11 protein-coding genes are annotated in these 12,123 nt (G+C 39.9%); 7 read left to right on the forward strand and 4 right to left on the reverse strand.

Annotated features, from left to right (window positions below; translation table 11 throughout):
• The first annotated feature begins 2 nt into the window (after positions 1-2).
• Together FC14_RS03500 and recD2 are read left to right on the forward strand one after the other, a co-directional pair.
• The gene (locus tag FC14_RS03500; RefSeq protein WP_056976499.1) at positions 3-680 is read left to right on the forward strand and encodes a tetratricopeptide repeat protein; all 678 of its coding nucleotides are present in this window, start codon (positions 3-5) and stop codon (positions 678-680) included.
• Entirely contained in the window at positions 676-3,087 is a 2,412-nt protein-coding gene (gene recD2, locus FC14_RS03505) for an SF1B family DNA helicase RecD2 (protein ID WP_056976530.1), read from the forward strand. Before FC14_RS03500 ends, recD2 begins: the two co-directional genes overlap by 5 nt.
• 39 nt (positions 3,088-3,126) lie before the next feature.
• Here the strand turns inward: recD2 and FC14_RS03510 are convergent, their stop codons facing one another.
• From FC14_RS03510 to FC14_RS03520, 3 genes are all read right to left on the reverse strand, one after another.
• Positions 3,127-4,104: a diacylglycerol/lipid kinase family protein gene (locus FC14_RS03510; RefSeq protein ID WP_056976500.1), complete on the reverse strand. Its 978-nt coding sequence runs from the start codon at positions 4,102-4,104 to the stop codon at positions 3,127-3,129.
• A gap of 168 nt (positions 4,105-4,272) precedes the next feature.
• Positions 4,273-5,949 (reverse strand): ribonuclease J1, encoded by a 1,677-nt coding sequence (gene rnjA / locus FC14_RS03515; RefSeq protein ID WP_056976501.1) that lies wholly within the window; start codon positions 5,947-5,949, stop codon positions 4,273-4,275.
• Between the two features lies 1 nt (position 5,950).
• On the reverse strand, positions 5,951-6,163 hold the full coding sequence (locus FC14_RS03520; RefSeq protein WP_056976502.1) for a DNA-directed RNA polymerase subunit epsilon: 213 nt from the start codon (positions 6,161-6,163) through the stop codon (positions 5,951-5,953).
• Positions 6,164-6,482: 319 nt separating this feature from the next.
• On the opposite strand from FC14_RS03520, the gene FC14_RS03525 reads away from it, so the two are divergent.
• Entirely contained in the window at positions 6,483-6,857 is a 375-nt protein-coding gene (locus tag FC14_RS03525) for a hypothetical protein (RefSeq protein ID WP_056976503.1), read from the forward strand.
• A gap of 58 nt (positions 6,858-6,915) precedes the next feature.
• On the opposite strand, the gene def is transcribed toward FC14_RS03525, so the two are convergent.
• A complete protein-coding gene (gene def / locus FC14_RS03530; protein WP_056976504.1) occupies positions 6,916-7,473 on the reverse strand; it encodes a peptide deformylase in 558 nt (185 codons plus the stop codon).
• A gap of 138 nt (positions 7,474-7,611) precedes the next feature.
• On the opposite strand from def, the gene FC14_RS03535 reads away from it, so the two are divergent.
• From FC14_RS03535 to FC14_RS03550, 4 genes are all read left to right on the forward strand, one after another.
• Complete coding sequence (locus FC14_RS03535; protein WP_056976505.1) at positions 7,612-7,887, forward strand: UPF0223 family protein; 276 nt, start codon at positions 7,612-7,614, stop codon at positions 7,885-7,887.
• Positions 7,888-7,903: 16 nt separating this feature from the next.
• Complete coding sequence (locus FC14_RS03540) at positions 7,904-8,680, forward strand: inositol monophosphatase family protein (RefSeq protein ID WP_082618676.1); 777 nt, start codon at positions 7,904-7,906, stop codon at positions 8,678-8,680.
• 142 nt (positions 8,681-8,822) lie between these two features.
• Positions 8,823-10,664 (forward strand): translational GTPase TypA, encoded by a 1,842-nt coding sequence (gene typA, locus FC14_RS03545; protein WP_050612470.1) that lies wholly within the window; start codon positions 8,823-8,825, stop codon positions 10,662-10,664.
• A gap of 242 nt (positions 10,665-10,906) precedes the next feature.
• Positions 10,907-12,115, forward strand: a complete 1,209-nt coding sequence (locus FC14_RS03550) for an FtsW/RodA/SpoVE family cell cycle protein (protein ID WP_056976531.1) — start codon at positions 10,907-10,909, stop codon at positions 12,113-12,115.
• Positions 12,116-12,123 lie beyond the last annotated feature (8 nt).

The raw sequence follows: 12,123 nt of genomic DNA on the forward strand, positions 1-12,123 counted from the left end.
AAATGACAAAACGTGAAGAAAAAGAAAAGCAGGCTCAAGTAGCACTTAAGCAGTTAATCGCTCAAGTAGACCAAGATCCTTATAATCCCGAAGCATATTACCAACTAGGGATGGCTTTGACGGAAATGAAAAGTTATCCGCAGGCCGAAGAACTTTTCAAAAAAGCCTTGAATGTGTTTGAGGGGCAAGCAGATAAGCAGGCATTGTTACATTATGGTTTAGGTAACGTCTTTTATGCCAGTGAGTTTTATCCAGAGGCACTTAAAGAATTTCAAGCGGTTAAGGATAGTAAGTTGGCTAACGAGGCGTTATTGATGTTGGCTCAGACTAACTATGCGCAAAAGCAATATCAATCCTGTGTAGCTTTTGCTTTAACGGTTTTTGAACAAGATGCTACTAATACGACTGCCCTAAAATTAGTAGCTGATAGTTTAATGGCCTTGGGTAGTTTTGCAGAGGCAAAGCAATATTACCAAAAATTTTTGGAGCTTAGTCCAGCTAATGTGGAAGTCCTGTTCTCATTAGGTTTAGTTAAGCTGGTACTAGGCGAAGATGCCAAAGGTTTATTTACCAAAGTAAAACAAAGCGATGCCAAGTATTATGCTAAAATGCAAACCCGTCTCCAAGAGGTAGAGGCCTTCATAAAGAAAACCCAACCAAAGGATAAAGCAGGTGATTAAAACGGAGGAGCTAAATTTATTTGCTGGAAATTCCACTGCTACAAATAAGTCCTTAGTGGGAGTAGTAAAACATATTTTGTTCGAAGCTCAAGATACCTTTTATAAGGTACTAGTGGTTAAAGCCCTCGAGCATGATTTTGAATGGGCTAAAAGTCAGATTACGGTAGTGGGAAACTTTAGTGATATTAAGGAGGGAGGCCGCTATCGTTTTTTTGGAAGGCTAGTGGCTCATCCTACCTACGGCGAGCAGTTTAGGGTTGATAATTATCAATTAGAGGTTGCAACGACTGCAGAGGGCTTGATTGCCTACTTTGCTAGTGAAAATTTTCCTGGAATTGGTAAGAAAACGGCAGCGAAGATTGTAGCTAAGTTAGGAACTGATGCCATTAGCAAAATTCTCGCTTCCCAAAGCGTACTGGCTGATCTAGCCCTAAGTGCCAAACAACGCCAAACTATTGTTGAGGTCTTGCAGGCCAATAATGGGATGGAGCAAATTATCGTTGGCTTAAATAGTTTTGGCTTTTCGGGAAATTTAGCAAATAAAGTCTATAATGCTTATCATGAACAGGCGTTGGATATTATTCATGAAAATCCCTACCGCTTAGCGCGGGATATTAGCGGGATTAGTTTTTCAAGGGCTGATCAAATTGCCGAGGAATTAGGCTTTGCAAGCAATGACCCTAACCGAATTGAGGCCGCCATTTTTCAAGTTTTATACGAAGCAAATGACCAAGAAGGCCATACTTATCTCACGCTTAGACAAGTTGTAAGTGAAGCTCAGGCTTACTTAGAAGCGGGGCGTAACGAGGAAATTGATCCAAACGAGATTGCCGATATGATGATTAAGTTGGCTGAGCAAAGGAAAATTGTTCCCGAAGGAAAGCTAGTCTACCTCAAGCGTAATTACTACGCCGAATTGAAAATAGCCGAAAACTGTTACCGCCTGGTGAAGGATAAGGACCAACCGGAATTTTCGGCAACAAAATTAGCTCATGCCCTAAGAATTGTTGAAAAAAAATTAGGAATTGACTATGACCATGACCAACTTGAAGCTATCAAGGCGGCTATAGTTGCGCCAGTCTTTTTACTGACAGGTGGTCCCGGGACTGGTAAAACCACTATCATTAAGGGGATTATTGAAGCCTACTGCCTATTATATGACTTAAATCCCCAAGCAATTAAGTTAGCCGCACCCACAGGCCGGGCGGCCAAAAGAATGAGTGAAGTCACTGGCTTAACGGCAAGTACAATCCACCGGTTATTAGGTCTAAACGGTAACGAGGAAGATGAATTTGAACCTAAGGAGGTTACGGGTAATTTACTAATTGTGGATGAAAGTTCTATGGTAGATACCCACTTGATGGAAACCTTGCTCGAAGCGATTCCGAGTGGGATGCAGGTTATTTTGGTAGGGGACAGAAATCAGTTACCTTCAGTTGGGGCAGGACAAGTTTTCTCCGATTTATTAGATAGCGACGTTTTACCTAAGAAGGAATTGAGTAAAATTTATCGTCAAGGTGAAGGCTCAACCATTGTGACGCTAGCTCATAAGGTTCAGGAAGGAAAGCTACCCGCTGATTTGCTAGTTAAACAAGCAGATAGATCTTTTATCAACTGTCAACCAAACCAAGTTCCACAAGTGATAGAGCAGGTCGTCAAAATTGCCTTAGCTAAGGGAATCAAGCAAGACGAAATTCAACTGCTAGCCCCGATGTATAAGGGAATAGCAGGGGTAGATGCGTTAAATGAGTTGATTCAAGGAATTTTTAATCCAAGAAAGGCTAATAAAAAAGAGGTCACCTATTTAAATCAGCAGTTTCGCATTGGTGATAGGGTGTTACACCTAGTCAATAACCCGGAAGAAAATATCTTTAACGGTGATATTGGCAAGATTGTGGGGATTGAGGATTCTAAAAAAGAGCAACAGTTAATTGTGGCATTTGATAGTAATGAAGTTACCTTCGATACTAAAAACTGGAATAATTTAAGGCTAGCTTACTGCCTATCGATTCATAAGTCGCAAGGAAGTGAGTTTCCTGTGGTGATTTTACCGTTGGTACGCCAATTTTCACGAATGTTGACCCGCAATTTACTGTATACGGCCATAACTAGGGCTAAACAAAAGCTAATCATGGTTGGAGATCCCAGTGCATTTAAACTTAGCGTGGAAACTCTCTCCTTAAACCGGCAGACTAGTTTAAAGCAGAGACTGACGGAGGTTTTTGAAACTGACCAAAGTCGCAAAGAGGATGCGGATACAGTTCAAGTAGCAGCTGAGCAGACAACCGAAGGGCAAGTTACTCAAGAAAGAATTTTAACGATGGCATTAATTGAGGGCAATCAAATTGAACCTTTGATTGGACTTGATGGGTTAAGCCCTTATGATTTTATGGAAAAGGTTAACTAAACAAAATCCCCCTTTAACTTAGCGTTAGGGGGGATTTTGTTAGGCTGATTTTTCTTGGGAATCAGTCGGTGTTAGCGCGGTAAACCAAAATGGATACTTGCTAGCTTTAAAGAAAATATCATAGTATTTATTTCCTTGCTCTTGACCATCAATTTGGCCAAACTCTAAAGAATTAATAATCAAATGAATATCCTTTTCTTTATAGTGGTGTACCGATGGAAGTTTAAGTTGCTTGCGGAAATAAATTAAGATGCTTAACAACAGGAACTTAAAGAAATTCATGTTATCGGCGATAATCAAATCTAATTTATGGTCACCTGCGTTGGCCACGGGTGAAAGGGCGATATTTTTCTTGAAATAAGGGTGGTTGGCGACGTTGACAAGAAAAGCATGCTTGTAAAATTCATACTTACTCCCAATTCGCACTGTGACATTAAAAGCCTCTTGGTTAACATAAGCCTCAAAAACATTCCAAATGTAAGAGAAAATGCCCAAATGAAACTTTTGGAGGTACTTATGGTGTGGAGCGTGTGCATTAAGACTGACAATGTAGGCGTCAATCCCAATCCCAAAGTCATTGAGGAAGTAACCGGTCTGATTATGGGTTGTTTCCTCAAAGAAGCCAATGTCAAAATAGCTAGCCTTATCTGTGGTTAAAACCTGTTCTAGTGCGGTAAGAGGATCAAAGCTGATGCCAATTCCCTGGGCAAAGCCATTATTATTGCCAGAGGGGATAAAGGCTAAGGGAACGTCGTAGTCTAACTTGGCCGCCTTAATCCCGTTTAAAGTTTCGTTTAGGGTACCGTCACCGCCAACCACTAAGATTACAGTTTTAGTCAGTTCTGAAGTGGCTGTTTTTTTGACAAAGGAATAAGCTAAGTCTTTAGCATTATTGTTAGTGAGTTGGTAAGTGTAGGAAACTTGCCGCTCAGTCAGTTTTTGCTTGACTAGTTGCCAGTTTTTCTTACCTTGGCCATCGTTTGCATCTTCATTAACGATAACGAAAAAGTTTTTCACGCCTGGATGCCTCCAATTAAATTAAGTAGGTCTCTAAAATTAACTAACAGTAAGTTTTGCCCGTAAAATGTTAGTAATCTTAACCAAGGAGGGACAACTGCTAAAATAACTTAGTTTTTAGCAGTTGCCCCTGGTTATTATGATTAGCAATTATTGGGAAAACTTTGATTACAATGTGACTAACATAGGTAATATCATAGGGTGTCTTTCCGTTTGTTCAAATAAGAAGTTCTGTAAGTCGCCGATAATAGCATCGCGCAACATAGCTTCAGTGACTTTATCATTTTTCAGAGTCCGTCTAATCGTTCTAAATAGGCGTCTGCGTCCTTGGTTGATTAATTCACCCGATTCCCGCATATAAATGAAACCACGGGAGAGTAAATCTGGTCCTGCAAGGATTTCGCGCTTCTTCATATCGATTGTAGCCACTACCACAACCAAACCTTCTTCTGAAAGGATGCGCCGATCACGTAAGACAACGTTTCCGATATCACCAACACCTGAACCATCAACGTAAACGTCGGCGGCATTAAAGTGACCTGCAATGCGAGCGGAATCTTTAGTAAGTGCCAGGACATCACCATTTTCCAGGATAAAGGAATTTTCGGTTGGCACTCCGCATTTTTCTGCTAGCTCAGTATGAATTTTAAGCATCCGGTATTCGCCGTGGACAGGCATGAAGAATTTAGGTTGCATTAACCGCAACATTAATTTCTGTTCTTCTTGTCCACCGTGACCGGAAGCATGGATGTTGTTCACTTTACCATGAATAACGGTTGCACCTGCTTCTTCTAGTTCATTAATCACCTTGTTGACACTCAAAGTGTTACCAGGAATAGGGGAACTAGAGAAAACGACGGTATCACCAGGTTGAATGGCCACTTGGCGATGGGTTCCATTAGCGATGCGACTAAGGGCAGCCATAGGTTCCCCTTGTGAACCGGTACATAAAATCATGACCTTGTTAGCTGGAAGGCTATTGATTTCCCGGGCGTCGACTAAGGCATCATCTGGGATGTCGAGGTAGCCGAGTTCACGGCCATTAACAATAGCGGCTTCCATACTACGTCCAAAGACGACAATTTTTCGGCCCTTATTAACCGCTGCAGAGGCTGCCTGTTGGATTCTAGAAATATTTGAGGCAAAGGTCGCAAATATAATCCGGCCTTCGACTTTTTCAAAAATACGGCGAATAGAACGCCCAACCCAACGTTCAGACTTGGTGAAGTTAGGAACTTCAGCGTTGGTACTATCAGAAAGGAGACACAAAACACCCTCAGATCCTAATTTAGCCATCTTTTGGAGATTAGGTGGCTGATTAGTAACAGGAGTTAGGTCAAACTTATAATCCCCGGTGCAAACAATCGTACCAGAAGGAGTTTTAACAGCCACTCCTAAGGTATCAGGGATAGAGTGAGTCGTTCTGAAAAAGCTAATGCTGGTTTTCCTAAACTTTAAGACAGTGTCTTCGTTAATTTCATGTAACTCAGTTGTTCTAAGCAAGCCATGTTCTTCTAGTTTACTTTTGATTAAAGCTAAAGCTAGTGGCCCGGCGTAGATAGGAATATTAACCTTTTTTAATAAATAAGGAATTCCCCCAATATGGTCTTCGTGCCCGTGGGTAATCACTAACGCTTTAATTTTTTGCTGGTTTGCTACTAAATACTGGTAGTCAGGAATGACGTAATCGATCCCAAGCAAGTCATCTTCGGGAAACTTAATTCCGGCATCGACGACGATAATTTCATCTTGGAATTGGATACCATAGGTGTTTTTACCGATTTCACCTAAACCACCAATAGCAAAAACAGCCGTTTCGTTATTTTTAACATTTAGCTTTTTCATGCTAAAACTCCGTAAGTTTGAAGTTAGGACTTTCTTTTTCGTATGCTAACGTTGCTTCGTCCAAGCCTTCAATAAATTCAACGTTGTATTCTGTATTTGATTCAACGAGTAAGCGAGCATTAACTTCACTGTCAGTGTCTAGGTATAAGACCTCAGTGTTTTCTCGTCTTGGGTTAACCTTTTTTGATGGTTGGTAATATACTTTAAAAATCATTAATTAATTCTCCTTCATAATTCTAATTAGATTGGGGGAAATTCCCATTAAAAATAAATTTTCCGAACAAAGATTGCTTACACAATAATTACATACATTTTAGCATAGATTAACTTTTAAGTATAGGGAGTTAATTTTACAAACTACTAAAAGTAACTATTTCGTAGCCAAAGTAAATGGCATATAATAAAAGTAACTAGGTAAAGGACGTGAAAGATAGAAGATGGGTAAGATAATCCTAGTAATACTTTGTTTACTTGTTATAGCTATCTTTTTGAAAGTTAGGCAACTGTGGAAAAGGAAGCGCGCTTTTAAGTTAGTGGAAACATTAAGTCAAGAACAAACCGACAAAATTATTAGGTTAGTCTTGATAAAGGAAGGACTTATTACCGAAGACCAAGAGGTTAGTTCAACCGTTCTTTCTGATATCTGGGGGCAGGGAGTATTGGTCTTTAGTTATGAATTGGTTGTGCAAACCAATGATGGTGATTTAAGTGCAACTAGACGCCAATTTGTAAAAGATTTACAGACTGTTTGTTCTGCGCAAAAACTCCAAGGCTTGCCCGGTTATCCCCCACTAATGGTGACTGATTTTTGGGTAGATGAACGCCAAAGCTTGCATATCGATGTGGCTAACATTGCAAACAAGGCTACCGCTCAATACGTGCATGATATTAACAAAGTAGAGCAATAAAATAGGCTAGTGCCGTAGTAAGCAAATTACTAAGCACTAGCCTATTAATTTAATATGGTTACTCTAATAAAAGCATGTCGTCGGTAGTTGCAAACGGATTATCCTTATTAATATGGTCATAAAATAAGATTCCGTTAAGGTGATCAATTTCGTGTTGAACGACAATTGCCGGATAATCCTTCAAACGTTCAATATGTTCTTGCCCGTCTAAGTCATACCAACGCAGTTTAATCTTGTCATGTCTTGGAACGTAACCAGGAACTTCCCGGTCAACGGAAAGACAGCCTTCCCCTTCACTCAAAGCAATCATTTGAACGGATTCACTTAGGATGGTCGGGTTTATTAACACGTGTTTGAAGATAGCCGGTTGGCCTTCTTCGCCCGGAACTAGGACGGCGGTCATCCGCAGGGATTTATCAACCTGGGGAGCAGCTAAGCCGACCCCAGCCCGTAATTTATATTTTTCCGCCAGTTCAGGATTTTGACTATTTTCCAAGAATTCCATCATTTCCTGAGCCAAAGTTTTAATTTCAGCTGTTAAAGGGAAGGTAACCTTTTGAGCCCGTGCCCGTAAAGTGGGATTACCTTCACGGATAATATCATCCATGGTAATCAAAGTAAATCAACCTCCAATAATAGTTTCAAGATAATCATAGCATATTTTATCGAGAATAGGTTAAATCTAGCTTGATAATCACCGCTTTAGTGGATATGGTATAATTTAGGTAAAAATTAAGCATGGGGATTGACAGCAATGAGAAATAACGTTGAGTATCCATTATTAGCGGAGTGGACAACGACTGAAATTATTAAGGTTAGTGAGTTTTATTTGCAAATTGAACAGGCAAATACAGTCGGAATTGACCGAGTAAAGCTCCTTAAAACATACCAAGATTATTTAAAAATTGTGCCAGCCAAGATGGTGCAAAAACAAATCGATAAGCAATTTGAAGCGGCGAGTGGTTATAGTATTTACCGAACCATTCAAGCCGCTAAGCAGGGTACAAAGAAAATGGTGAAAATTAATTGAGAAAGAAGGAATCTATGTGTCGTGGCAAGCAATTGATAACGAGGTAAAAAGTTGGCTCAAGCAGGCACGCAAATTAATTTTGACAAAGATGGATTCAGATTTGCAGGTAAGTACTAAGTCCGGCCCTAATGACTTGGTGACCAATTTAGATAAGCAAGTCGAACAATTTTATATTAGCCAGATTAAGCAAAAGTTTAAGCACTCTAGGATTTTAGGGGAAGAATCTTGCAAAGAAGAAGGGTTGCTAAGTTTTGATGGCTTATTTTGGGTGATTGATCCAATTGATGGAACCATGAATTTTGTTAAGGAAAAGGAAAATTTTGCCAGCATGATTGCGATTTATAAGCAGGGCAAGCCATATATAGCATACATTTACGACGTTATGAAAGATCGACTGGTGTGGGGAGGACCAGCACTGGGAGCGGTCTATTGTAATCAAACGCAGCTACCGGCACCTAAACAACACGCCTTAAAAGATGGTTTAGTAGCTATCAGTTGTCCCATGGTGCTAGCTAATTACCGTAACGTTGTGGAAGTGATTAAGGCAAGCTCCGGTTGTCGGATGGTGGGTAGTGCAGGCATCGAGTTTATTAACCTCATCTTAGGTAAGCACTGTGCATATCTATCTTACCTCCGGCCTTGGGATTTTTTGCCCGGTAAGATTTTAGGAGAAACTTTAGGATTATCTGTGAAAACGATTGACGATGAGAAAGTAGATGTGGTATCATCTAGTGTTGTATTAGTAGCTACAAAGTCAGCGCATACTGAGATAATTGAGCTTGTCAATCGGTAGGTAATGGTTAGTTGGAAGTATTAGATTTCCAGCTATTTTTATCCTAACTATTGAAAATAAATTTTTGGTTTTCATAACTTTTGAAAAATGAAAGTGCGTGCCTGTGTTTGTAGCAGATCGATTTTGAAGGGAAGAAAAAACATTGAAAACACGTGATGATATTCGTAACGTTGCTATTATTGCTCACGTTGACCACGGAAAAACAACTTTGGTCAACGAATTGCTCAAGCAATCGGATACATTAGATGAACATACTGAAATTGGTGACCGTGCCTTAGATTCAAACGATATTGAAAAGGAACGTGGAATCACAATTCTTTCTAAGAATACCGCTGTTAGATATAAAGATAAACAAATTAACATTTTAGATACCCCAGGACACGCTGACTTCGGTGGTGAAGTTGAACGAATCATGAAAATGGTTGACGGGGTGTTGTTGATTGTCGATGCCTTTGAAGGGACAATGCCTCAAACTCGGTTTGTGTTAAAGAAAGCCTTGGATCAACACTTAACACCAATCGTTATTATCAACAAGGTTGACCGTCCTGGCGCTCGCCCAGAAGAAGTTGTGGATGAAGTCTTAGACTTATTTATCGAATTAGGTGCGGACGAAGAACAATTAGAATTCCCTGTTGTTTATGCTTCAGCTATGAATGGGACTTCCTCGTTTGATTCCGATCCTGCTAAGCAAGAACACACAATGGACCCAATCTTCAATACCATTTTAGATACTATTCCAGCCCCAGTAGACAACTCAGACGAACCACTTCAATTCCAAGTGGCAATGTTAGACTATAACGAATTCGTTGGTCGGGTTGGGATTGGTCGTGTTTTCCGCGGTAAGATTAAAGTCGGTGACCAAGTTACGGTTATGAAGTTGGACGGTAGCCAACAAAACTTCCGGGTTACTAAGTTGTTCGGGTTCTTTGGCTTGAAACGCTTAGAAATTCAAGAAGCTAAGGCTGGGGACTTAATCGCTGTTTCAGGGATGGACGACATCTTTGTTGGTGAAACGGTCTGCCCAGTTGATCATCCAGAAGCTTTACCAGTTTTACGGATTGATGCACCAACCTTGCAAATGACTTTCATGACTAATGATTCCCCATTTGTCGGCCGCGAAGGTGACCACGTTACTGCGCGGAAGTTAGAAGATCGCTTGAAGGTGCAATTACACACAGATGTTTCTTTACGGGTTGAAGATACTGATTCTCCGGATGCATGGATTGTTTCAGGCCGTGGGGAATTACACTTGTCAATCTTAATTGAAACATTGCGTCGTGAAGGCTTTGAATTGGCCGTATCACGTCCTAAGGTTATCTACCGTGAGATTGATGGAACCTTATGTGAACCATTTGAAAGTGTTATTATTGATACACCTGATGAATACTCTGGTTCCGTAATCGATTCAATGGCTCAACGTAAAGGTGAAATGTTGAACATGGAAACAGGTAATAACGGCCAAACCCGCTTGACTTTCTCAACACCAACCCGGGGATTAATCGGTTATGATTCACAATTCTTATCAATGACCCGTGGTTATGGGATTTTGAACCATACCTTTGCTGAATATAAGCCAGTCATCAGAAACTGGGAACCAGGTAGAAGAAATGGTGCGTTAGTTTCTATTAACCAAGGTAAGGCTACAACCTACGCTATTATGGGGGTTGAAGGCCGCGGAACTATCTTTGTTGACCCAGGGATGGAAGTTTATGAAGGGATGATTGTTGGTCAATCTTCACGTGAACGTGATATCTCCGTTAACATTACCAAGGGTAAGAACATGACTAACGTTCGTTCTTCTAACAAGGACCAAACTGCAACTATCAAGAAACCAACTCACTTGACTTTGGAAGAATCACTTGAATTCTTGAATGAAGATGAATTGTTGGAAATCACTCCAGAATCAATTCGCTTACGGAAACGGATTTTGGAAACAAATGCCCGTGAAAAGGCGGCTAAGGCAGCTAAGAAGGCAACTAAATAATAATTAAGAAAAGATATGCTTAGATGGTTATATTGACTACTAGGCATATCTTTTTCTTTTTCCGCAGTAATTCGCTTGCAAGTTACTCTCATAGCAAATTATAATAGGAACATAAGGATAATTATTTTTAAATTAGTTTCTACTAGCACAACGGTACTCTTCGTCTTTATGGTATAATTTTGCTAATGGAGGGAGGAATTATTCGGTTAATTTTTTGGATTAGCCGGTTAGTAATAGTTAGTATGAATAATTTAAAAAATAAACTGAAATACTTTGATTTATATTTATTTATTCCTTACATAGTCTTAAGCATTATTGGAATCATTATGGTTTACTCGGCGAGTTCTATCAACCAGGCCTACAGTGGCCTCAAAAGTAATTATTATTTGGTCAGACAAATTATTTTTTTATTTATTGGGTTGATTTTCTTCTTTGTGGCTAGCCACATGAACCAACGCATATGGGTAAGAAAGATTAATATTGCTGCTTTTTATGTAATAGTGTTCTTAGGGCTAGTGGTGGCTGTGTTTTTTAATAAGGCTATTAATGGGGCTAAAGGTTGGATTAATCTCGGCTTGTTTAGTATTCAACCAGCCGAAGTTTGTAAATTACTTTTAGCAATTTGGCTAGCCCGCTATTTTGCTAAGCAGGAACAAGGAAAACTTAGGGGAATGCATTACCATCCTATCAAATCGAATGGTTGGTTAATAGCGGGTATTTTCCCCTTACTCGGATTGATTTTGATAACCCCTGATTTGGGGAGTTTAGTAATCAATAGTGCGATTATCTTCGTGATAATCTTAGCCGCTAACGATTGGTCGTCATCCCAAAAGATAATGGCCTTAGTGGGGAGTTTAGTACTCTTTTATGGAATAATTAATGTCTTAAGGTTTTGGAATCCATTTAGCGGAAGTAGGTTAGCCTATGTTTACCAACGATTTGTTGCTTACTTTGATCCTTTTAAGGTAGCGACTTCCAGTGGGAAACAACTCGTCAATTCTTATTACGCTTTAAGTAATGGGGGCTTGCTTGGACGTGGTTTGGGAAATAGTATTCAAAAACGGGGTTACCTCCCTGAACCGTATACCGACTTTATTTTATCGATAATTGCTGAAGAGTTAGGCTTTATCGGAGTCTTGGTTGTATTGGGCCTCTTATTATGGCTTACACTGAGGATATTTTTAGTCGGGATTCGTTCAACTAACACCTATAACTCACTTTTTTGTTATGGGATTGGAACCTTTATGTTTGTTGAAACTTCCCTAAATGTAGGGGCTGTATGTGGTTTGCTACCGATTACGGGTGTGACCTTACCCTTTGTTTCTTATGGTGGTTCTTCAATGCTAGTATTGTCAGTTGCATTAGGAATGGTGGTGAATATTTCAGTTAGTCAAAGGAGAAATATGGAGTTTGACCCCTTATTAAAGCCAAGAAGGGGTAAACGAAAGTAGTTGTGTGC

Origin of the sequence: Ligilactobacillus agilis DSM 20509 (genome assembly GCF_001436215.1) — a bacterium.
GTDB lineage: Bacteria > Bacillota > Bacilli > Lactobacillales > Lactobacillaceae > Ligilactobacillus > Ligilactobacillus agilis.

What these genes read in the sequence shown, in the direction of transcription:
- FC14_RS03500 (WP_056976499.1), top strand. Translation starts at nt 3, where the DNA reads ATGACAAAACGTGAAGAAAAAGAAAAGCAGGCTCAAGTAGCACTTAAG.
- rnjA (WP_056976501.1), bottom strand. Translation starts at nt 5,949, where the DNA reads ATGAAAAAGCTAAATGTTAAAAATAACGAAACGGCTGTTTTTGCTATT.
- FC14_RS03520 (WP_056976502.1), bottom strand. Translation starts at nt 6,163, where the DNA reads ATGATTTTTAAAGTATATTACCAACCATCAAAAAAGGTTAACCCAAGA.
- FC14_RS03535 (WP_056976505.1), top strand. Translation starts at nt 7,612, where the DNA reads ATGAGAAATAACGTTGAGTATCCATTATTAGCGGAGTGGACAACGACT.
- FC14_RS03550 (WP_056976531.1), top strand. Translation starts at nt 10,907, where the DNA reads ATGAATAATTTAAAAAATAAACTGAAATACTTTGATTTATATTTATTT.